The organism is Exiguobacterium sp. s95, assembly GCF_018618655.1.
GTDB lineage: Bacteria > Bacillota > Bacilli > Exiguobacteriales > Exiguobacteriaceae > Exiguobacterium_A > Exiguobacterium_A oxidotolerans.
Genome location: NZ_JACSMM010000001.1, coordinates 834,859 through 857,133, shown reverse-complemented (window position 1 = coordinate 857,133; position 22,275 = coordinate 834,859). Strand labels below are relative to the sequence as shown.

The 22,275-nt window shown below is 45.7% G+C and carries 25 protein-coding genes; 20 read left to right on the top strand and 5 right to left on the bottom strand.

The genetic code is table 11. The annotated features are described in order from the left end of the window. Positions 1-55 precede the first annotated feature (55 nt). Entirely contained in the window at positions 56-517 is a 462-nt protein-coding gene (locus KNP99_RS04655) for a hypothetical protein (protein WP_214765245.1), read from the bottom strand. Between the two features lie 122 nt (positions 518-639). Between KNP99_RS04655 and KNP99_RS04650 the strand changes: the two genes are divergently transcribed. The 4 genes from KNP99_RS04650 (at position 640) to KNP99_RS04635 (ending at position 7,158) form a co-directional block, all read left to right on the top strand. Continuing rightward, on the top strand, positions 640-918 hold the full coding sequence (locus tag KNP99_RS04650; RefSeq protein ID WP_029330942.1) for an Fpa/YlaN family protein: 279 nt from the start codon (positions 640-642) through the stop codon (positions 916-918). A gap of 69 nt (positions 919-987) precedes the next feature. Continuing rightward, positions 988-2,265 (top strand): FtsW/RodA/SpoVE family cell cycle protein, encoded by a 1,278-nt coding sequence (locus KNP99_RS04645; RefSeq protein ID WP_088837457.1) that lies wholly within the window; start codon positions 988-990, stop codon positions 2,263-2,265. Next, positions 2,252-5,686 carry a pyruvate carboxylase gene (locus KNP99_RS04640; RefSeq protein ID WP_214845146.1) on the top strand — a complete coding sequence of 1,145 codons (3,435 nt, stop codon included), beginning with the start codon at positions 2,252-2,254 and terminating at the stop codon, positions 5,684-5,686. Before KNP99_RS04645 ends, KNP99_RS04640 begins: the two co-directional genes overlap by 14 nt. Positions 5,687-5,799: 113 nt before the next feature. After that, on the top strand, positions 5,800-7,158 hold the full coding sequence (locus KNP99_RS04635) for a cryptochrome/photolyase family protein (RefSeq protein ID WP_214845144.1): 1,359 nt from the start codon (positions 5,800-5,802) through the stop codon (positions 7,156-7,158). An 86-nt stretch (positions 7,159-7,244) separates the two neighbouring features. Here the strand turns inward: KNP99_RS04635 and KNP99_RS04630 are convergent, their stop codons facing one another. Then, entirely contained in the window at positions 7,245-8,126 is an 882-nt protein-coding gene (locus tag KNP99_RS04630; protein WP_029330938.1) for a COX15/CtaA family protein, read from the bottom strand. 324 nt (positions 8,127-8,450) lie between these two features. On the opposite strand from KNP99_RS04630, the gene cyoE reads away from it, so the two are divergent. The 9 genes from cyoE (at position 8,451) to KNP99_RS04585 (ending at position 15,741) form a co-directional block, all read left to right on the top strand. Beyond that, a complete protein-coding gene (cyoE, locus tag KNP99_RS04625; protein ID WP_088837454.1) occupies positions 8,451-9,383 on the top strand; it encodes a heme o synthase in 933 nt (310 codons plus the stop codon). Positions 9,384-9,444: 61 nt separating this feature from the next. Next, the gene (gene coxB, locus KNP99_RS04620; RefSeq protein WP_088837453.1) at positions 9,445-10,476 is read left to right on the top strand and encodes a cytochrome c oxidase subunit II; all 1,032 of its coding nucleotides are present in this window, start codon (positions 9,445-9,447) and stop codon (positions 10,474-10,476) included. 33 nt (positions 10,477-10,509) lie between these two features. After that, positions 10,510-12,378 carry a cytochrome c oxidase subunit I gene (gene ctaD, locus KNP99_RS04615; RefSeq protein ID WP_201302332.1) on the top strand — a complete coding sequence of 623 codons (1,869 nt, stop codon included), beginning with the start codon at positions 10,510-10,512 and terminating at the stop codon, positions 12,376-12,378. A 1-nt stretch (position 12,379) separates the two neighbouring features. Then, entirely contained in the window at positions 12,380-13,009 is a 630-nt protein-coding gene (locus KNP99_RS04610) for a cytochrome (ubi)quinol oxidase subunit III (protein WP_088837451.1), read from the top strand. Between the two features lies 1 nt (position 13,010). Beyond that, positions 13,011-13,340, top strand: a complete 330-nt coding sequence (locus tag KNP99_RS04605; RefSeq protein ID WP_088837450.1) for a cytochrome C oxidase subunit IV family protein — start codon at positions 13,011-13,013, stop codon at positions 13,338-13,340. Between the two features lie 131 nt (positions 13,341-13,471). Beyond that, positions 13,472-14,377, top strand: coding sequence for a cytochrome c oxidase assembly factor CtaG (gene ctaG / locus KNP99_RS04600; protein WP_088837449.1), 906 nt, complete (start codon positions 13,472-13,474; stop codon positions 14,375-14,377). 21 nt (positions 14,378-14,398) lie between these two features. Next, complete coding sequence (locus tag KNP99_RS04595; protein WP_029330931.1) at positions 14,399-14,860, top strand: DUF420 domain-containing protein; 462 nt, start codon at positions 14,399-14,401, stop codon at positions 14,858-14,860. A gap of 12 nt (positions 14,861-14,872) precedes the next feature. Continuing rightward, positions 14,873-15,478, top strand: coding sequence for an SCO family protein (locus KNP99_RS04590; protein WP_088837448.1), 606 nt, complete (start codon positions 14,873-14,875; stop codon positions 15,476-15,478). 5 nt (positions 15,479-15,483) lie between these two features. Further along, the gene (locus KNP99_RS04585) at positions 15,484-15,741 is read left to right on the top strand and encodes a hypothetical protein (RefSeq protein ID WP_088837447.1); all 258 of its coding nucleotides are present in this window, start codon (positions 15,484-15,486) and stop codon (positions 15,739-15,741) included. A 265-nt stretch (positions 15,742-16,006) separates the two neighbouring features. On the opposite strand, the gene KNP99_RS04580 is transcribed toward KNP99_RS04585, so the two are convergent. Together KNP99_RS04580 and KNP99_RS04575 are read right to left on the bottom strand one after the other, a co-directional pair. Next, on the bottom strand, positions 16,007-16,357 hold the full coding sequence (locus tag KNP99_RS04580) for a YugN family protein (protein ID WP_029330928.1): 351 nt from the start codon (positions 16,355-16,357) through the stop codon (positions 16,007-16,009). Positions 16,358-16,467: 110 nt separating this feature from the next. Continuing rightward, complete coding sequence (locus KNP99_RS04575; RefSeq protein ID WP_239456734.1) at positions 16,468-17,235, bottom strand: ATP-grasp domain-containing protein; 768 nt, start codon at positions 17,233-17,235, stop codon at positions 16,468-16,470. A gap of 101 nt (positions 17,236-17,336) precedes the next feature. On the opposite strand from KNP99_RS04575, the gene KNP99_RS04570 reads away from it, so the two are divergent. The 5 genes from KNP99_RS04570 to KNP99_RS04550 are packed head-to-tail and all read left to right on the top strand — an operon-like array spanning position 17,337 to position 20,171. Then, positions 17,337-17,777, top strand: a complete 441-nt coding sequence (locus KNP99_RS04570; RefSeq protein WP_214765238.1) for a YlbF/YmcA family competence regulator — start codon at positions 17,337-17,339, stop codon at positions 17,775-17,777. Between the two features lie 25 nt (positions 17,778-17,802). After that, complete coding sequence (locus tag KNP99_RS04565) at positions 17,803-18,060, top strand: YlbG family protein (RefSeq protein WP_088837445.1); 258 nt, start codon at positions 17,803-17,805, stop codon at positions 18,058-18,060. A 55-nt stretch (positions 18,061-18,115) separates the two neighbouring features. Beyond that, positions 18,116-18,685 carry a 16S rRNA (guanine(966)-N(2))-methyltransferase RsmD gene (gene rsmD, locus KNP99_RS04560; protein ID WP_088837444.1) on the top strand — a complete coding sequence of 190 codons (570 nt, stop codon included), beginning with the start codon at positions 18,116-18,118 and terminating at the stop codon, positions 18,683-18,685. Beyond that, a complete protein-coding gene (gene coaD / locus KNP99_RS04555) occupies positions 18,682-19,176 on the top strand; it encodes a pantetheine-phosphate adenylyltransferase (RefSeq protein ID WP_088837443.1) in 495 nt (164 codons plus the stop codon). The genes rsmD and coaD overlap by 4 nt, the downstream gene beginning before the upstream one ends. Beyond that, positions 19,173-20,171 (top strand): SepM family pheromone-processing serine protease, encoded by a 999-nt coding sequence (locus KNP99_RS04550; protein WP_214765236.1) that lies wholly within the window; start codon positions 19,173-19,175, stop codon positions 20,169-20,171. Before coaD ends, KNP99_RS04550 begins: the two co-directional genes overlap by 4 nt. Here KNP99_RS04550 and KNP99_RS04545 read toward each other — a convergent pair. Further along, positions 20,144-21,295 carry a tRNA(Met) cytidine acetate ligase gene (locus KNP99_RS04545; RefSeq protein ID WP_214765234.1) on the bottom strand — a complete coding sequence of 384 codons (1,152 nt, stop codon included), beginning with the start codon at positions 21,293-21,295 and terminating at the stop codon, positions 20,144-20,146. The two genes, KNP99_RS04550 and KNP99_RS04545, sit on opposite strands and share 28 nt — an antisense overlap. A 155-nt stretch (positions 21,296-21,450) precedes the next feature. Between KNP99_RS04545 and KNP99_RS04540 the strand changes: the two genes are divergently transcribed. Further along, a complete protein-coding gene (locus KNP99_RS04540; protein ID WP_088837440.1) occupies positions 21,451-21,975 on the top strand; it encodes a YceD family protein in 525 nt (174 codons plus the stop codon). Between the two features lie 45 nt (positions 21,976-22,020). Next, on the top strand, positions 22,021-22,194 hold the full coding sequence (gene rpmF / locus KNP99_RS04535) for a 50S ribosomal protein L32 (RefSeq protein ID WP_012370841.1): 174 nt from the start codon (positions 22,021-22,023) through the stop codon (positions 22,192-22,194). The last annotated feature ends 81 nt before the right edge of the window (positions 22,195-22,275 follow it).

Sequence of the window (22,275 nt, the reverse complement as noted above, 5' to 3'; positions counted from 1 at the left end):
CTGCCCTCTTTTCCTTCAGTCGTTAACGTTAGAAGGAAAAGAGGGCAGTTTGCTATTAGATGACAGTGATCCGATTGACCGAACGGACGACTTGATCTTGATAAAGTAAATGAACGGGACCATCGGTTAAGACTTTCCCGTCTTTTGAAAATTGTAAGTAGAGTTGAGGCAGTACCTCGAGTGGGAGTTCGACGGTATCGATTCCTTCAAAACGTAATTGTGAGGCATCGTTTAGTACTTCGGCATTTGTGATGAATGGAAGGAGTGGCATCGCGAACGTCCCGCGGAGTGCGTCATCTTTTTCTTCGCGCGTCATCGGTTTATTGTGATCGGTCCGACTCCCTTCCGTAATCCCCTTGTCCCAAGCAGCCCCCATTTTCGCATAGTATGCTTCAGCGGCATTATGCTCTGTCTCTTGTCCGATTTGTTCGACCGCAATCTTACGATCGTCAAAGATCCAGACGGTTGGATCAATCGTTAATGTGTACCGTACCTTACCTGTGATTGGAAAAATCATCTCTATTCCCCCTAAATGTGTGAATGCTACAAATCCATTATACCGAAACGTTGAATTGTTAGCGAAAGTAAGGTAAAGTTTATCTATAACAGGAACGCGTCATTTGATGAGGAGGGATTGGATTGTCAACTGAAATCGGGACAGTTCATCGCCAGCGCGCTCTTGAGCTACTAGAAGCGGATGCCCATAAAATCCGCCGGTTGATCGAGGTCCAGCTTGCGAATTTAACGATGCCACAATGTCCTCTTTATGAGGAAGTATTGGATACACAAATGTTCGGATTGTCACGCCAAATTGATTTTGCCGTTCGTCTTGAACTGATTGATGCGAGTGAAGGGAAACAATTACTCGAATCACTTGAACAGCAACTATCTGACTTACATGATGCGGAGACGTGCTGATTTTCTACTCAAACGTGAAATGCGGCGTTTGGGTATTTTTTTTTAGAACTAGAAAAGGGACGTGTACATATGCAATCGAAGTTTAAAGAAAGACGAGCATTTTTTGACTTTCGCTTGTTCTTTACGATGTTGATTCTGATGGCAATCAGTACGGTGATGGTTTATAGCGCTAGTGTTTGGAACGGTGGCGATTATGCGAACACTTCGTTTTTCGAGAAACAACTGATGTTTGACGGCTTGGCAATCGTGGCATTTTTATTTGTTGCGCATCTCAATCATGAAGTGCTTCGAGGTCCGATTTTTCGTTTAGTCTTGTATCTCATCACATGGGTGATGTTGATGGCGACGTTGTTTTCTGAACCGTTGAACGGGGCACGAGCGTGGTTGAACTTTGGTGTTTTTTTGATTCAACCGATCGAGCTCTGTAAATTCGTCTTAGTCGTCGGGTTAGCGAATTACTTTGATCAAAAACAAAAAGGGACGTTGAATGGCGTAATCGGAATCGTTCATCACTTCATCCACCGTCAAATCTCTCCCTCTTCCGCGGGCAAGCGGATGTTACTTAGTTTGTCTGATTGGATTTTAATTCCGATGCTCGTCTTGCTGGCACCTTATGCAATCATCATCCGGATGCAACCCGATGATGGGGGATTGTTCATCTTGTTGTTGATTACGGCAATGATTTGGTTTGCTGTCGGATTACCGAGTGGTTACATCACATTAGGGTTCATCGCAATACCGTTAGTTGGTTTCTATGCGTATAATAATTTTTCAGAGAATCAGCTGAAACGAATCCATGTCATCTTCAACCCGTTCCTCGATGCGGAGGGAAAAGGCTATCAATTGATCAATTCGGTCATTTCAATTGCCCATGGAGGCGTGTTCGGCGTCGGGTTAGGGAACAGTTTTCAGAAATATGGGTATCTACCTGAACCAGAGACCGATTACATCATGTCAATCATTTCGGAAGAACTTGGATTTGTCGGCGTACTTGTCGTCCTTGGATTACTGTTTTTCTTAATGTTTCAAGGTGCGAGAATCGCCCAAAAATGTGTTTCGCTGTATTCAAGCATGATGGCGATTGGTATTTCTTCCATCATATTCATCCAGACAACGATCAATATCGGTGCCATGTCAGGTTTGTTCCCGGGAACCGGGGTCACGTTACCATTCATCAGTTACGGGGGGTCTTCGTTACTCGTCATGAGTACGATGCTCGGTGTGCTGGCGAATATTTCCATGCAAAATAAACATCGAATAGCGTATCATAAAGAAGTGCAAGATGCACGGACGATGAGCGCAACGAGTTCATTAACAAAAGGGGGAGCATCAGTTGACAAAAATTAAAAAGATTCTTGTAGCAAACCGTGGTGAAATCGCAATCCGAGTATTTCGGGCAGCAACCGAATTAGGCATTCGGACAGTTGCGATTTATTCGAGAGAAGACATGGGATCGCTTCACCGTTATAAAGCAGACGAAGCATATCGGATTGGTGAGGGGAAGAAACCAATCGAAGCGTACCTAGACATTGAAGGTATCATCGCAACTGCTAAAAAAGCAGAGTGTGACGCGATTCACCCAGGGTATGGTTTTCTGTCTGAAAACATTGAACTCGCAAAACGTTGCCGTGAAGAAGGCATCATCTTTATCGGTCCACAAGAAGAACATCTTTATAAATTCGGTGACAAGGTACGAGCGCGTACGACAGCAATCGAAGCCGGCTTACCAGTCATTCCGGGAACGGACGGTCCGATTTCAACGATGGAAGAAGCCTATGCTTTTGCTGAAAAAACAGGTTATCCATTGATGGTTAAAGCTTCTCTTGGTGGAGGGGGACGCGGTATGCGCGTTGTCCGGACAGAGGAAGAGCTGCCGGAAATGATTGAGCGTGCGAAATCAGAAGCATTAAAGGCTTTCGGATCAGACGAAATATACATTGAGAAATTAATTGAACGACCGAAACATATCGAAGTCCAAATCATTGGCGATGCCCATGGTAATATCATTCACTTGTTCGAACGTGATTGCTCTGTTCAGCGTCGACATCAAAAGGTTGTCGAAGTGGCACCATGTGTCACGCTTTCCGATGCAGGACGGAAGAAAATTTGTGACGCGGCAGTAACGCTAATGAAACACGTCGGGTACGAGAACGCAGGAACAGTCGAGTTCCTAGTGACGCAAGATGAATCGTTCTACTTCATCGAAGTTAACCCGCGTGTCCAGGTCGAGCACACAATCACGGAGATGATTACAGGCGTCGACATCGTACAAACGCAAATCCGGGTGGCAGAAGGTGAGTCGCTTCATAGTGAGCTCGTTGGAATTCCAGTGCAAGAAGAGATTCAGATGCTTGGTTTCGCGATTCAAAGCCGGATTACATCGGAAGATCCAGAAAACGGCTTTTTACCCGATACGGGAAAAATTAAAGCTTACCGCTCACCCGGCGGTTTCGGAGTCCGTCTTGACGGAGGGAATGCTTACGTCGGTGCAGAAATCTCACCATACTATGATTCACTGCTCGTTAAAATCTCAACGCACGGCCTGACGTACGATCAAGCTGTCGCGAAGATGAGCCGAAACTTAAGTGAGTTCCGGATCCGTGGAATCAAAACAAACATTCCGTTCCTAAGCAACGTCTTGAAACACCATGCATTCATCAGTGGTGACTACAACACGTCCTTCATCGATGATACGCAAGAATTATTCATCTTCCCGAAACGGCAAGACCGTGGAACAAAGTTATTAACGTATATCGGCGAAGTTTCTGTCAATGGATTCCCTGGTATCGGAAAAATCGACAAACCGTTAGCACGTGACGTTCGGATTCCGAAAGATTTACCAACGACGTATCAAGCGGGCACGAAAGCGTTACTTGATGCAGAAGGGCCGGTTGGTGTTGCGAATTGGTTGAAAGCACAAGAACAGGTCTTGTTGACAGACACGACGTTCCGGGATGCACACCAGTCGTTACTTGCGACGCGGATGCGGACGAAAGATTTAGTAGCGATTGCAGAAGCAGAAGCAAAACTCTTGCCGGAATTGTTCTCGGTCGAGGCGTGGGGTGGCGCGACGTTCGATGTAGCATATCGTTTCTTGTCAGAAGATCCTTGGACTCGTTTAATGAAATTACGTGAACAAATGCCAAACGTCTTGATTCAAATGCTATTACGTGGTGCGAATGCAGTCGGTTATAAAAACTATCCGGACAACGTCATTCATGCTTTCGTCAAGGAAGCGGCCCAAGCAGGCGTTGATGTCTTCCGAATCTTTGATAGCTTGAACAATCCGGAATCAATCCAATTAGCAATTGACGCGGTCTTACCGACAGGGAAGATTGCAGAAGCAGCCGTCTGTTATACAGGCGATCTGTTCGATGCGAATCGTCCGAAGTATCACTTACCGTATTACGTCAAGTTAGCGAAACAATTGGAAGCAAGTGGCGCGCACATCATCGCAATCAAAGATATGGCGGGGCTGTTAAAGCCGGAAGCAGCGTATGCGTTAGTCTCTGCTTTAAAAGATGCTGTCGATTTACCGATCCACCTCCATACACATGATGCGAGTGGGAACGGAATCTACACGTATGCCCGTGCAGTCGATGCCGGTGTTGACGTCGTCGATGTCGCTGCTTCGAGTATGGCCGGCTTAACGAGTCAACCAGCAGGAGGAAGTTTAATCCATGCGCTGAGTGGACACCCGCGCCAGCCACTTGTTTCAGCACAGAAATTCGAACAAATTTCAGATTATTGGCAAGATGTTCGTCACTTGTATAAAGCGTTCGAACTCGATATGTTAGCACCGAATCCAACCGTTTACGACCATGAAATGCCGGGCGGTCAATATTCGAATCTTCAACAACAGGCAAAAGCAGTAGGACTCGGAGATCGTTGGTCGGAAGTCAAGAGTATGTACGCCCGCGTCAACATGTTGTTTGGTGACATCGTCAAAGTAACACCGTCGTCTAAAGTAGTAGGAGATATGGCCTTGTTCATGGTCCAACATCACTTGACAGAAGAAGACGTCTTACATCGTGCGAGTGGGCTCGATTTCCCGGATTCAGTCGTCGAACTGATGAAAGGTGAGCTTGGCACACCTCCGGATGGGTTCCCGAAACAAGTGCAAGATGCGATCCTCAAAGGTGTCGCACCATTAACAGAACGTCCAGGGAAAATGATGGAGCCGCTTAACTTTGACGCCATCAAACACGAATTGTTTGAAAAGCTCGAACGACCGATTACTGAATTCGATGCGCTTGCGTACGCGCTTTATCCGAAAGTATTCATGGATTATAGTTCATATATCGCGCGTTATGGAGATGTCTCGGTCCTTGATACGAGTACATTCTTCCACGGCATGCGACTCGGTGAAACGATCGAAGTCGAAATCGAACGTGGTAAAACGTTGTACCTCAAGTTGATTCAAGTCGGACAGCCGAATGATCACGGTGTGCGAATCGTTTACTACGAAATGAATGGTGTTCCGCGTGAAGTTGAAGTCAAGGACATTAGCGTCAAGGAAAGTTCGTCCAGTCGTCCGAAGGCGGACCGGTCGAACCCGAAACAGATTGGTGCATCGATGCCGGGAAGTGTCCTGAAAGTTCTTGTCGAACCAGGAGCACGTGTCCGTAAAGGGGAGCAATTGCTCGTCACGGAGGCGATGAAAATGGAAACGACGATTCAAGCACCGGAAGACGGAGAAATTAAAGCCGTCCATGTCAACGAAGGCGAAGCAATCGCAAGCCAAGATTTATTAATTGAATTCATCTGATTCGTAGCGTGGTGATTCGATAACTTTAAAATAGAATCGATGAAAAACAGGCAGACGCATGGCGGCTAGCCTGTTTTTCTTTTTAAGCAGCATTATCGGAGGAGGAGCTAGGAATGAATATCATCTGTTGGATTAGAAGTGACTTTCGACTTCAGGATAATCAAATGTTGGCGAAAGCGGTAGAATACCTCGAGCAGGACGATCAAGCGACCGTGGAATTTGTTTTTTGGCTTAACCCGGACTATATCGGTTCTTACGAAGCGAGACAACAGTATTTCTTTCAAGCGCTGGAGCACTTTTCGGATAACTGTAAAACAAAGGGCTTGCCGATTCGTTTTATTGAAGGGGACGAAGCGAAGTTCTTAGAGGAAACAGCTATGGCAGACCATTTAATTTTTAACGCCGAATACGTCGAACCGTTTAAAACGCGCGATGATGCGATTATTAAAAAACGTCAGCGTCAACAGACGGATCGTGTACTTGATCGTCATTTGTTGCATCCGCATGCAGTCAAGAAAAATGATGGTGGCTATTATAAAGTGTTCACACCATATAAAAATGCGTTCTTAAAAAAAGATCTTCCAGAACCAGTCCAAGTGAATCTCGATCGTCTGCAAGCCCAGTATAAAAAACACCAAAATGACAACTCGTTCATTGAAGAGTACTTTAAACAGGCTCAATCCGAGGTTGATTTTCAAGTGGGTGAAGAAAATGCGCAGAACCGTTTACATCAGTTCATCTCGAGCGGACTCGAACAGTACGAAGAAAATCGGGATATCCCGTCAATCGACGGGACGAGTCTGATGTCACGTTACCTGCGGACGGGAGAAATCAGCATTCGGACCATTTATACGCAGGTTGAGCAAGCAGCTGCTTCAAAAGGAAAACAAACCTATTTGACGGAATTAATTTGGCGTGAATTTTACTACACGATTTTGATGCACCATCCAGAGTCAAAACGTCTACCGGTAAACGAGCAGTATAATGACATTCAATGGGAAGACGACGAGACGGGGTTTGACGCGTGGAAAAAAGGTGAGACAGGTTATCCCATCGTCGATGCGGCGATGCGTCAGCTGAACACAACGGGCTGGATGCATAACCGGCTCCGGATGATTGTTGCCTCCTTTTTAACAAAAGATTTGTTAGTCGATTGGCAAAAGGGTGAACAATATTTTCAGAAGAAGTTAGTCGACTATGAAGCGGCTTCGAACATCGGGGGATGGCAGTGGGCAGCATCTGTCGGAACAGACGCCGTACCATACTTCCGTGTCTTTAATCCGACGACCCAATCGAAAAAATTTGATGCGTCTGGTGACTTCATTCGTCGATATGTACCAGAGATTAAGGACTTGCCAAATAAATTCATTCATGAACCAACAGACCAGCAACGTGAAGACTATGATTACCCAAAACCAATCGTTGAGCATGATATGGCACGTAAACGGGCGATTGCTCGCTTTAAAAAGTAATAAACTACGAACGCGGTACCGACATAAAAAAGATGGAGCATCACAGTGAAATGATGCTCCATCTTTTTTTGACTTGTCTAATATGCTTAACGATCTTGCCTTGTCCGGAACGCGTGATACGTCATGTAAGACAGTACACCAAAGTAACATGTAATCAAGAACGCGTGTAAAAGTGGAACGTAAGTCGCGTGTCCGCCTAAAACGATCCAGGCACCTGTCGCAACTTGGCAACTGATGAAGAACGTAGCAAACGCCATCCCTTTTTGTGTCGTCCGATGCTTTAAGCGAATCGCGACGAAGTGCACATATAACGTATAGAAGAATAATAAGCCAGCCATAATGCGATGAATCATCTGGACCCATGACTCGTATGTCATCGTTGGTTGCGAACAGACGGGCCAACCGACACAGGCATACGTTGCGCCGACGTGACGGACATATGCGCCCGTATAGACGACGATCAGCGTGTAAATCAGCAGGCCGTACAGGAGTTTACGTAAGAATGCTGGGACCGTTTCCCTGAATTCTCGTCCTGGACGTTCCATGATTAATAGCGTCAAAATGAGCAAAGAAGCGAAGGAGATAAGCGAAATCCCGAAATGGAGCGCCATGACGAGGTCAGACTGTTGCCAAACAACAGCGCCTGCTCCAACGATGGATTGAATCAACATGAAGATAAAAGCAAGAAAGGCAAAAATCTTCGTATCGAGACGCTCTTTGAAAGCGACGAGTGTCCATAAACATAATGCGATGATTAATAGTCCGACGACACCGGTTACGGCGCGGTGGCTGTATTCAATCATCGTTTCTACACTAGGGTTAGTCGGAATGAGCTCTCCGTGACAGAGTGGCCAGTCTGTTCCACAGCCGTTCCCTGAATCAGTCTTTGTGACTGTGCCCCCCATCAACAATACGATCATCATCGTGAATGTGACGAATGCCGAAAAAATCGAAAGCTTTCGATTCAAGACACGGACACCACCTTTCTAAAATATACAATATACAGTCATGCGCATAGCAATAGTATCGCATAAAAAATATCGAAACGCTTGCAATCTTTTAGAAGAACGCTATTCTAATATTAGGTAAATATGGTGAACTGTGAGGTTAATCACATAGATTTCACATTTTGTTCATTATGTCGAAAGTATTTTCATGCGTCACGACCCTGAATATGTGGTATCTTTTATAGAGAAAAGGACGTTTCGTGGCGTGTCTGTGTTATTTCTGTGAAGAAAATACGTGTCTCATGCGTGCAGAGAGGATACAGGCGGTTAGAAGGAGGAAACAACATGGCGAAAGTAAATGGGGAGACGCTTGACATCATGATCGAGCAAACGGATCAACCGACGTTCAAGGACTATGTCACCCTAGCAAAGATGGGAATCGTTCGCGCGAATCTCATCACCGTCTTCGCAGGATATGTCGTGGCAGCATCGTATTTAACCGATGATGTCTTGTTATACCTGTGGCAGACGAAGTTGACATTATTGTGGACACTTCTTGGAAGTGGCCTGGTCATTGCCGGAAGTTGTTACCTCAACAACTACATTGACCGAGACATCGATTACAAGATGGAACGGACGATGGGGAGACCGAGTGTGACCGGCAAGATGGATGGACAGCGCATATTGGCATTAGGACTTGGAATACTTGCGACGGGAACGGTGCTTCTCTTGATCGTTAACCATGTCGCGGCAGTGTTCGGATTGATTGGATCATTCGTCTACGTCGTCATCTATACGATGTGGCTCAAACGGACGCATACGATCAATACGGTCGTAGGAGGTATTTCAGGAGCAGTGCCACCGATCATTGGATTTGCGGCAGTCACTCCAGCACTTCATATCGATGCCTGGATTTTATTCCTCATCATGTTCGTCTGGCAGCCGCCTCACTTCCTTGCACTCGCAATGAGACGGACAGAAGAATACCGTGCTGCAGGTATTCCGATGTTACCGGTCGTTAATGGTTTTGCCATCACGAAACGACAAATTGTGTGGTGGATTGCAGTCTTAGTCCCATCATCACTACTCTTGGCACACTATGGTATCGTCTACACGATTGTCATGGCGGCGTTAAGCGGTTACTGGCTTTACATGGGACTGAAAGGTCTCAAAATCAAAGAAAAACAAGCTGAAATTAAATGGGCATCGAAAATGTTCTTCTTCTCGCTCTTTTACTTCACAGCTTGGATCGTGACGGTCGTACTCGTTTCTCTCTAAAACGATTTGACATATTCACGTACACCATTACAAGAAAAAAATTGGGGAAAAGAAAGTGGGGATGGTTGTGAAAAAATCAGGAAAAATGCTCTTCCGGCTTCTTCCGATCGGTTTGATGGCATTATTGTTATCAGGTTGTGGAATTCCGGAATTGTCCGCGCTTCAGCCTCGCGGGGAAGGCGCAGAAATGCAACTTGAGATCATCAAGCTCAGCTTATGGGTGATGTTGTTCGTCCTTGCGATTGTAGCGGTCATCTATGTTTACGTACTTATGAAATTCCGTCGTAAATCGGGAGATAACACAGTTCCGAAACAAGTCGAAGGAAATCATACGCTTGAAATCATTTGGACAGTTATTCCAATCCTTCTCTTGGTTGTTCTCGCTGTACCGACAATCAAAACGACGGTTGAATTAGCCGATGCGAAAGAAGCGAAGAAAAACGAACAAATCAACGTTACGGCAAACTTGTACTGGTGGGAGTTCGAATATCCAGACAAAGGTGTTTCGACAGGACAAGAACTTGTCATCCCGGTCGGAAAACGTGTTGCTGTCAACTTGACTTCTAAAGACGTCATTCACTCATTCTGGGTGCCGGCACTTTCTGGTAAAACAGATACAAACCCAGGGCTCGATAACGAGATGTGGTTACAAGCACAAGAAGCGGGCACATACTACGGTAAGTGTGCGGAGCTTTGCGGACCTTCTCACGCATTGATGGACTTTAAAGTCATCGCACTCGAGCAAGATGATTATGATGCATGGTTAAAAGACATGAAAACTGCAAAAGAAGCAGAAACAAAACAACTCGATGCTAAAAATGAAAAAAATTGGACGACGGGCGAACAAGTTTACGCTCAAAACTGCCTCAGCTGTCACGGTGGCGGGAAAGTCGCGCCAAGCTTAACGAACTTTGGTGACCGTCAACGTATCGCAGGATACCTCGATCACGACAAAGAAAACCTCGAGAACTGGATTCGCGATCCGCAAAAAGAAAAACAAGGGACAAAAATGCCTGGTTTCTCTGAAGATCAGATTAGCGATGAAGAATTGAGTGAACTTGCAGACTACCTATTGGACAAAAAGCTCCAATAAAATTAAGGGGGAATCATAGTGGGGACACATACTATGGGTATGCCGAAGAAAAAAAGCGGCATCATGGACTGGCTAACGACAGTCGACCATAAAAAAATTGGGATTCTCTACATCATGTCCGGATTGTTCTTCCTTCTGGTCGGTGGCGTAGAAGCCTTAATGATTCGTTTTCAATTGATTAAACCGATGAACGATTTCGTCAGCGGTGAGTTATTTAACCAGTTGATCACGATGCACGGTACGACGATGATCTTCCTGGCAGCGATGCCGATGTTGATCGGTTATATGAACGCTGCTGTGCCGCTTCAAATCGGAGCACGTGACGTTGCGTTCCCGTTTTTGAACGCACTTGGTTTTTGGTTGTTCTTCTTCGGTGGCGTGCTCTTGAACTTATCATGGTTCTTCGGCGCAGCACCGAACGCAGGATGGACAGCTTACGCACCACTATCGACAGTCCCGGAATCACTTGGTGTTGATTTTTATGCACTCGGGTTACAGATTTCTGGTTTCGGTACACTTATGGGGGGGATTAACTTCCTCGTTACGATCTTGAACATGCGCGCACCAGGTATGAAACTGATGCGGATGCCTTTGTTCACATGGACGGCGTTCGTTGCATCAGCTTTGATCGTCTTCGCATTCCCTCCGCTCACGGTCGGTTTGTTCCTCTTGACGTTTGAACGTCTTTTCGGAGCTCACTTCTTCGACCCGGCAGCCGGCGGTAACATCGTCATTTGGGAACACCTCTTCTGGATCTTCGGGCACCCGGAAGTATATATCTTGATTTTACCGGCATTCGGTATTTTCTCTGAAATCATTCCTACATTCGCACGTAAACGTCTCTTCGGTTACACGACGATGGTCTTTGCGACAATGTTGATCGGTTTCCTCGGATTCATGGTTTGGGTTCACCACATGTTTACAGTGGGTCTCGGACCAGTCGCAAACGCAATCTTCGCTGTTGCGACGATGGCGATCGCTGTACCGACCGGTGTGAAGATCTTCAACTGGCTGTTCACACTTTGGGGCGGTAAATTGACGTTCCCGGTTGCGATGCTTTATTCGGTCGCATTCATCCCATCATTCCTTGTGGGTGGTATGACAGGGGTCATGCTTTCAGTTGCTCCTGCCGATTATCAGTATCACGACAGCTACTTCGTTGTTGCCCACTTCCACTACGTTATCGTTGGTGGGGTCGTCTTCGGTCTCTTTGCGGGTCTTTACTATTGGTTCCCATTGATGTTCGGAAAACAGCTCAACGAATTCTGGGGCAAGATTCAATTCTGGTTGTTCTTCATCGGCTTCCACTTGACGTTCTTCCCGCAACACATCCTTGGTCTTACAGGTATGCCACGTCGTGTCTTCACGTACTTACCAAACCAAGGCTGGGAAACAATGAACTTACTATCATCGATTGGTGCAGGCTTCATGGGTGTATCAACAATCGTTCTTGTTGTTTCAATTGCAGCGGCATTGATGTCGAAAGAATATGTGAAACGCGATGTTTGGGGTGACGGTCGTACCCTTGAGTGGACGCTTCCTGTTCCGACTCCAGAGTACAACTTTGCACAAACACCACTCGTCAAAGGACTCGACACGTACTGGCTCGAAAAAATGGCTGGAAATAAAACAGTTTCCGTATCGGAAGAAGTCGGCGATATCCACATGCCGAATAACACGATTTTGCCATTCGTCATGTCAGTCGGCTTGTTCCTTGCAGGTCTTGGATTCATTCTTCGTCTTGACTACGGAACTGTCGGTCTTGTCATCGCCTTGATTGGTCTTGCAACGACACTCTTCGCGATGTTCCTACGTTCTTGGATTGACGATGAAGGATACTACATCCCGAAATCGGTCATCGAAGAAGATCTACGCCTTGAAGCTGAAAAGGAGGCGAAGTAAGATGGGTCATCATTCAGTACCAAATAACCCAGTGACTGGTATTCCAGATCATGTTGAAAAAGCAACACTTGAGGGTAAGAATAAATATGTAGCTTTCTGGTTCTTCCTTGGAGGAGAGACGACATTGTTCGCCTCTCTCTTCGGAACATACATCGGATTGCACAACTCAGGCGCAAAAGAAGGATTACGGAGTTACGACATCTTTGAGATGGAACTCGTCTTCATCATGACGATGCTTCTTCTGACGAGTTCATTGACAAGTGTTCTTGGGATGATGGCGATGAAACGGAATGACGTTGCGAAAATGAAGATGTGGCTCATTATTACGCTCGCTCTCGGTCTAGCATTCCTCGCTGGTGAGATTTATGAGTTTAATCACTATTACCACATCGGTCATACGTTTACGTCAAGCGCATTCGGTTCGGCGTTCTACACACTCGTCGGGTTCCATGGAGCGCACGTCTTGTTCGGTCTTCTCTGGATTTCGACATTGCTCATCCGTAACTGGAAACGCGGCATCACAGTCGTCAATGCACCGAAGTACTATGTTTCAAGTCTTTACTGGCACTTCATTGATGTCGTCTGGGTCTTTATCTTCTCAGTCGTCTACCTCATGGGGATGGTGAAATAAGATGGAAAAACACGAACCACAAGTTACACGTAACCAGTTAGAATTAGAAATGAAAGCTGATCGTAGCCGCGAAATGCAGCTACAATTGATCAGTTTTGGACTGATGATTTTCTTGACGTTGATCGCTTTCGGCGCAGTGATGGCAGAGCTTATGCCACACTGGGCTGCAGGTGGATTCCTCGTCATCATGGCAATCGTCCAAGTCTACCTTCAGTTATATATGTTCATGCATATGAATAACAAAGGGAACACATGGATTAAAGTCATGATGGGACTCGGTATCTTCGTTGCCTTAACAATCGTCGCGACACTTCGCCTTTTAATCTGGTAAAAAATTGTGACCATTCTGCTAACGTTTAGCAGGATGGTCTTTTATTTTGGAATCGTTTTATGAGAAACCTTTACAATGAAATAGGGGAACGGTAATCTTAGTTTGTAGGAAACAGGAACGGGGTGAGAAATATGTTAGGCAATTTAAGGGGTGCTTTATCGCAATTCGATTGGACTGTCTTGTGGAGCCCGTATTACGCGTTACTCTTGATCGGTCTTTACGTATTGTATGCATTCATTACTGAAAAAATCAGACGACCAGACGAGGCAGAAACGACGTTAGCTCAAAAGTTCATGATGCTAGCGGCTTTATTCGTCTACTATATTGGCTTTGGTAGTCCGCTTGATGTGTTAGCGCATATTACGTTCTCTGCGCACATGCTCCAGATGGTTTTCGTCTATATGGTGGCGCCGCCACTGTTGATGCTAGCAATTCCGGGTTGGGCATTTAAGCGATTGTTCGGCGTCCCGTATTTAGGGAAGGCATTACGCTTCTTCACATTGCCATTGATTGCGCTCGTCGTGTTCAATTCCTTGTTTACGTTTTACCATATGCCGTTCATCTTTGATTACGTCTTGACGAACTATACGGTCCACCGTTTGTTCCACGGGACATTAATCTTCCTCAGCATGACGATGTGGTATCCAATCATCGCACCTGTCAATGAGGAGGATAGTCTGTCCGATTTGAAAAAGATGGTCTACATCGTTGCGAACGGCGTGCTGTTGACACCAGCTTGTGCGTTCATGATCTTCAGTCAGAGCTTCCAATACGATGCGTATCAAGACCCAGCGACATTCGCGAAAGTCTTGGCTTACTGTCTGCCGAATAATGATGTGAGCGGCTTGAACATGGAACGCCTATTTGGGACAACAAAAGATTTACTCGAAGATCAACGGTTCGGAGGCGTCTTGATGAAACTTGGACAAGAACTCGTCTACGGGATCTTCTTCGGTTTGACCTTCTTCACGTGGGTGAGACGATCAAAAAGTACTGCTGTCGATGAAGGCATGTCCTTCACGCCAAAAGCGGATTAAGTAAATGGAGGAAGTCTGAAAATGAGTTATTTGCCGTTGATTTGTGTTTCTTTGATTGTTCTCAGTGCAATATTTGTAGCAATCGGTTGGTTTTTGATCGCGCAGACACGCCGGAATATGGGGGCGCATAAAGTCGTGATGAACATTGCGGCAGCGCTCGCGTTACTGTTCTTCATCATGTACGCGCTTCGGACGATCTTACTCGGGAATACTGCTTTCGGGGGACCGGATACGGTTAAACCGTACTACACAGGATTTTTAATCTTTCATATTTTACTCGCCACATCAGGTGGTATCTTAGGCTTAATCGCTTTGTTCTACGCCTATAAACAAAACTTTGCCCGTCACCGTAAAATTGGTCCAAAAGCATCGGTCATTTGGTTTTTGACGGCAATCACGGGAGTCCTTGTCTATTGCCTGTTATACGTTGTGTATGAGCCGGGCGAAACAACAAATGTATTTCGTGCGATTTGGAATCATTAAGGGGGGTTCGCTTTGAAAAAAAATAGTTATTTGACGGTAGCCGCCGTCGTTTTGATTTTAGTCGCCGCTGCAGGGGGGTATTATTATTTCTTTATGAAAGAAAAGCTACCTGTGATTGCTGAACCGACACCATTTGAATTAACGAATGCCGTCAACGGGAAAACATTCGATTCAGAAGATGGTAAAGTAAAAGTATTGACGTTTTTCTACTCGAATTGTCCAGACATTTGTCCTTTGACGTTAAATGACTACCGGAAACTCGAGAAAAAATTACGGGCGGAAAATCTATACGGATCCGATGTCGAACTTGTCGCCGTGACGGTCGATCCTAAAGTTGATACGCCGAAGGTCTTGAAGAAGTATGCGTCTAATTTCGAGGCGAATCCTGAAGGCTGGAAAGTTTTAACGGGGGATGAGGTCGTCATTGATCGTCTGACACGCCAGTTGAACTTCTATTATTCAAAAGCAGAAAGTGGTCTTGTCACACACGGGACACAAATGTTCATTCTCGATCGCGACAATAAGGTGCGTGCGATATCTTCAATGGCGAAGACACCTGACGAGCCGGTCGATCTCGAGGAAGTCATGACATCCGTCAAACAACTTGCGAAGGAGTGATCATTTTGGTTGAAGAATATCAGAATAAAGGTGAAGTGACGGTATCAGTACAAGCAATTGAAGAGTTATTGTTGTGTGCCGTCATCGAATTTGGTGTCGTTTGTACACGGATTAAACGTTTGCCGACGGAAGGGATTTCGTTTAGCTTGAAGGTTACCGCAACGGTGCAACAGTTACCTGCCCTCTATATGGGTTTGCGAGAACAAGTCCGCTTACAACTCGGAGACGGGGTAGTCGACTACCTCCAACTGGTCACAAAATGAGACATATAAAGGCCCCTTCCACGTCTGACGGAAGGGGCCTTTACTTTTAGGCCTGGACAAGGAGTAGGGGGACCAGCACACAACACACGATTTTTTTGGTAACAGACTTTTTAGCGACTGTTCCGTGAAGAATGCCTTGAAGTCTCTCGTGACACGTCGACTTGAAAAAGCAATCAGACACGGACTCGGCAGCGCAACGAATCGCCTGAAGAATATTTTTAGATGAAAAAAACCGCTCCTTTTAACAGGAACGGTCGGATAGAACTTATTTTTCGAGTGTTTCGAGTAACCCTGTCAAGCGACGCTCACAATCTTTAACGATTTCAGGTGGGAACTCTTCATCATACTCAACACCATGTGGATAGTAGTGTTTTCCGAGAAGTGGTGTCATCATGCGAACGATCGCGTGGCGATCTTCAATTTCACCTTGAATTGCATAAACTGGAATCCGGAGATAGAAGACCTCTCCTGTTGATTGTTTTTCGTACTTCATGTCATACATCGCACGTTCGTAATCCCATTGTCCTTCACGGACGAAACGGTGGTGGTCCATGATTGTCTCAAGTAAACCAAACTTAATTTCTTTGCCTTCGATGCCGTATTTCTCAAACTTCATGTTTGAATCCCCCTATACCCCAGTTTGCTAGTAGATACTAGTCTTTCCAAACTATCATACCATAATGAATGATTCGATAAAGTAAAAGTTGTGAAGTCAATTTGAAGAATTCATGAATTCTTATATTTTCGTTCGACATATTCTAAAATCGTATCCGGTGCATGAATTCCTAGATGGTTCAGGCCTTCTCCACCAAAGAAGACGTTGAACTCGAGTATATAAATTTTTCCGTCGCGGAAAATCAAATCAAAACCGGCATGATCGATATCGAGTCGTTTCGCGAGTGCGAGAACAAAATCGAGTGCTTCTTGTGGGATGTTCTCGAAATCAAGGACCCCACCCTGGGCGACATTGTTTAAAAATTGCGCACCGCCGACACGCCAGTAGGCAGCGAGAACTTGATCACCGATGACGACGACACGAAGGTCTTTTTCGTTCGGGATATATTCTTGGACGTAAAACGTCTCATGGTGATCGGTATACTTCTTCCAGTCGATTTCATCCTTAATCAGGTGAACCCCTTGGCCCATCGAACTGCGGACAGTCTTCGCGACGAATGGGAACGAAAATTCATCTAAAACACGCTTCACGGTGAATTCATTTTTTCCGTAAATACCGGTCCGAGGAATATTGTCTGGAATCACGGTTTTAAAAATACGCGTCATCTCGATTTTATCGTGCCCGAGATGGAATGTCGCGGCGGACGGGAAAATCGGTTTTTTCATTCCGTAGATGATGGAGTGGATCTGCCAATATTCGGGGAACAAGACGACGTCCGCTTTGGCGATTTTATCGAGCGAATCAAAATGGTAGTCTGACTTCGCGTGATCGGTTTTAATCCCGATCGTCCGAAACATATTAAATGATAAAAATTGCATACAATTCATTCCTTCCTTCTGAACAAAGTATACACAATTCAGCGTGCTAGGAGCGAGATAAATGTTATGATATGATGGTGAAGTCAAGGAGGAGATTCGTTGTGATTTATTCTGATAAAACGATAGACCTCATCAACGCTGCGGAAGAACTGACATCCGCTCTTTTGCATAGCGAAACAGGTCAAGCATATATAAGTGCCAAACAAGCACGCGCAAATTCAGCACAAGCACAAGACGTCATTCGGGATTTTAATCGAATCAAGGAAGAGTACGAGCTTGTTCAACGTTTTGGTCGATATCATCCAGATTATCAAACGATCACGAAAAAAGTACATGAAGTCAAGCGGGCGCTCGATCTGCAAGAAGAGGTCGCGACGTTTAAAAAAGCAGAAAAACAATTAGAGGCGTTACTCGGACAAATTAGTCTGAAACTTGCCGGGGAAGTGTCACCTCAAATTAAGGTTCCGACGGGTAATCCATTCTTCGATCAAGGATGTGCAGGTGGATGTTCGACCGGAGGTAGTTGTAGCTGTAGCGGCTAATGCCGAACAAGGGAGGAACGGTGTTGTGATTAAGGATCGAATTGGACTGATCGTCTATGTCAACGCGATGAAAGCATCGCGTCAATTGCGCCGATTTGGAAACGTCTATTTTACATCGAAGCGAGAAAAATATGTTTTTTTATATGTTGATTTGGAACAGTATGAACGTTCGGTCGAAACGATTGCTGCATTGCCTTTCGTCGATTCCGTTCTTCGTTCGGAGCGACCATTCATTACCGAAACATACGCAAATAAAAAAGGTAAACTGCAAGAAGAAGTATAAACGTTGGAGCGATGAGGACATCCTCGTCGCTCTTTTTTGAAGGGAAGGAAAAGTCATGCGAGTCATTTCTGGAGAACGAAAAGGTACTAAAATTAAAGCGGTACCGGGGGATAATACACGACCGACGACCGATAAGGTCAAAGAATCATTATTTAATGTCATCGGACCTTATTTTAACGGGGGACGTGCACTTGATCTCTTCGCGGGGAGCGGTGGCCTTGGAATCGAGGCATTGTCACGTGGATGTGAAGAAGCGGTATTCGTCGATCAGCACTTTAAAGCGGTTCAGACAATTAAAGAAAACTTGATGACGACTCGATTGGCTGAGAGAAGTCGTGTCCTAAAAAAAGATGTCTCCGTTGCTTTGACGGAACTCGCATCAGAAACGCCATTTAAACTAATCTTTCTCGATCCACCCTATGCCAAGGAACGACTCGTCGAACACGTCACGTACATAGAGCAACACGACATGTTGACGGACAATGGCGTCATCGTCTGTGAGCATGGGTCAGAGATTGAATTACCTGATCGGATTGGTCGCCTTGAAGTTGTGAAAAGGATGCGGTACTCAACGGTCATCTCAATCACATTATATGAAATTATCGAACTGGAGGAAGAAGTATGAAACGTATCGCCATCTGTCCGGGGAGCTTTGACCCGATCACGAACGGTCATCTTGATATTATCGAGCGTGCTGCACCCATCTTCGACGAAATCATCGTCGCGGTATTAAATAACTCGTCGAAGCAACCTTTATTTTCGGTTAAAGAACGTATGGAATTGATTTCTGAGGTGACGGAGCACTTACCGCATATCAAAGTGGATTCTTTTAACGGTCTGCTTGTCGACTATGCAGCAGAAGTAGGGGCGACGGCAATCGTACGCGGGCTACGTGCTGTATCCGACTTTGAATATGAGATGCAGGTGGCCTCAATCAATAAGAAGATGAATGACCAGATTGAAACCTTGTTCATGATGACGAGTAACCAATATTCGTTCCTCAGTTCCTCAATCGTCAAAGAAGCTGCAAAGTATGGTGCTTCCGTTGCCGGGCTTGTACCACCGCCCGTCGAAGAAGCGTTACGTCAAAAGTATGCGAAAGGAGAATTGAAATGAAAGCATGGAAACCTGCGCTCGCTGCCATCGTCGCGGCGATGATCGTCTTCTTTGTTCCATTGCCCTATTTCATCTCGTATCCTGGAGACGCAACATCGACAGAACAAATCATTGACGTATCGGGTGCGGAAAAAGAGCCGGGCGATCTAATGATGTTGACCGTTGCGCAACGGCGGGCGACACCGTATTTTCTAGTCGAGAGTTTATTTTTACCTTTTTCTGAAACGTCGGATGTAAGTGACTATTTATATGACGGTGAATCTGACGCACAATACGAGAACAGACAACAACTTTACATGGAAGAAGCGCAACATAATGCAATGATTGAAGGATATGAACTGGCTGATAAAGAAGTCGAGGTCGACTTTGAAGGCGTTTATGTCTCTGGCATTATTTCTGGCGGTCCTGCTGACGGGAAGTTACGTGCCGGGGACCAGATTGTTGCCGTTGATGGAGCACCGTTAAAATCAATGAGCAGCTTTATGCAGACAATTAGTTCGAAAAAAGCAGGGACAGATGTGAAAGTGACATTCGAACGGGACAAAAAAACGAAAACAACGACGATCAAGGTCGGGAAACTAGCGAAGAACTCAGAGCAGGTCGGGCTCGGTATCTATGAACCGCTTCCGATGTCAGACGTGCAGACGGATCCGAAAGTCGAGTTTAACTTAGAAAATGTTGGTGGGCCATCGGCCGGGATGATGTTCACGCTTGAGATTTATGATCAATTGACAGATGGTGATTTAGCGAAGGGACATACGATTGCTGGTACTGGAACGATTGAAGAGGGTGGGAAAGTAGGACCAATTGGTGGAGCTTGGCAAAAAGTCGTCGCAGCAGACGAAGCGGAAGCGGAAATCATGTTCGTCCCAGCCGGTTCGAATTATGAAGAAGCAAAACCATCCATCAAAAAACTCGGGACGAAAATGAAACTCGTCCCGATCAAAACAGTTGAGGATGCACTCGATTATTTAGAAGAGTTACCAGAAAAATGAGCAAACCGACGATGTTCCTCTAGTTGGTCATACCGAGCCAAGGGAACGGCATACGCTGCCGTAACTTGGCTCTCTTTTATGAGCCAAGGGTGCGCCTCGAATGTGCTGATGACTCGAATGTGTTGCTTGATTTGCCGGAGTGCTTGTCGTCCTTTGTCATTAAAGGCAAGTGGTCGCACGTAATCGATTTGGTCAAATGCAACCGAATCGATTTCCTCCGTCATCGTCGAGGTCAGTAAATAAATGAGTGTGCGCTGTAAACTTGTCCGCGTATAGCGGCGTGTTTTGACGAAAGTCATGAAGTCGTCGAAAGTAGAGCTGTAGCGGGCGCCTTCGACGAGACGAGGTGCCAGTGACGTATCAATGCCGTTAAATTGCATGAGAACGCCTAGAGGCGTCGATAGAAGCCGGTTCCGGATAAAGGGATAGTAGAGATCAAACGAAGCAAAAGTCGCCCCTTGGAGTACGCTAGCGCTTTCTTTTGGAAGTCCTGTCAATTGGTGCGTTTCATCGTAGTGGGCACGGATTGCTGTCGCGCTCATGATATCGCCGACTGACAGATCGTGGTAGCCACTTCCGATACGCTTTGTCGTATGTAAGGAGATGTTTGATGCAGCACGGGCATAATAATAACCGAGTGTGTTATTCGGCGTCGTCAAGTCGAGCGTCGTCGTCAATGCGCGGAATGCCTGGCTCGCTGCCATCGCGGAAGATAATCCGTTTGATAAGCCTTCTTTGACGAGTCGCTGGTACGCAGGAGTCTCTTCATTTTTTTCAGATGCTGCTAAAAGGAAAGGGGTGATGTCTCCACATTCACTCCCGAATGACAAAGACGTAGCGCCGATCATTTCGGCGATCGTGACGCCTCCTTGCGCAAAACGGTCGGCGCGTTGGACGGAAAAATAAAACGGAAGTTCTAAGACAAGGTCGATTTCGCCGCTTGCGACGGCCGCTCGTGCACGTGTCCACTTGTCACTAAAAGCAGGTTCCCCGCGCTGCATGAACGTTCCGCTCATGATGGCGACGATCAAATCGGCATCGGTTTCCTCGCGTGCGATTTTGGCTTGATAGAGGTGTCCGTTATGAAACGGATTGTACTCTGAAATAATTGCTGTCATCTTCATGAAACTTTCTCCTTTGCAAACGGAATTAAGTGCGGTAATATGGATGAAGACGTCCGAAAGTGTTCGTTCTCTAGCGATTTCAGTGTAAAGAAAAAACATTGACAAAACAAGATGTCCTCTCTATAATTCATATTGTTGCAATTGAGGTGATTCGGATGAAATGGTCCCTGATGCAATTGAATAAATTGCGCAATCTGGGTCAACTTCAGGTTAACGAGACGATCGAGCTTCCTGAGCTCATCGCCCTCCATCCGGATATCCGGGCGGTGCAACCTGTGCACATTCGTGCAAATGCATCGTTTACATCGAATCAATTAATATTCAATCTCCGGATTACTGGCGAAATGACGCTTCCGGATGCCCGGACGCTAAATGACGTCGCGTACCCGTTCGAGATTGAATCCATCGAGTCGTTCCTGCTCGAAGTTGATGCTGCTCCGGTTGATTCGGACGATATCAATTTACCGAACGGGAATACGGTCGATCTTCGACCACTCGTGCAAGAATTGATTTTACTTCATGTGCCAGTGCAAGTGCATGGGGATGATGAAGAAAATCAGTTGGTTCAAGGGGAAGGTTGGACGGTTCTTTCAGAAGAATCTCCAGAAGAAGCTGAACCAAAAATTGATCCGCGACTTGCGGGTCTCGCTCAGTTCTTTAAAAAAGATCAGGATTCCTAATTTTTTGATAAAGACGAGTGTATTTTTTCAAGGAGGTGGACAACGATGGCAGTACCATTCCGCAGAACGTCGAAAACACGCAAACGTCTTCGCCGTACTCATTTCAAACTCCGTGTACCAGGTATGGTCGAGTGCCCAAACTGTGGTGAAATGAAACTTTCACACCGTGTTTGTAAAGCATGTGGCTCGTACAAAGGTAAAGAAATCGTCAGCAAGTAAGCTGAATGATCGGTATAAAGACGACCTGTAAAATCGAGAAAATCGGTTTTACAGGTCGTTTTTTTTGATATATAAAGGAGT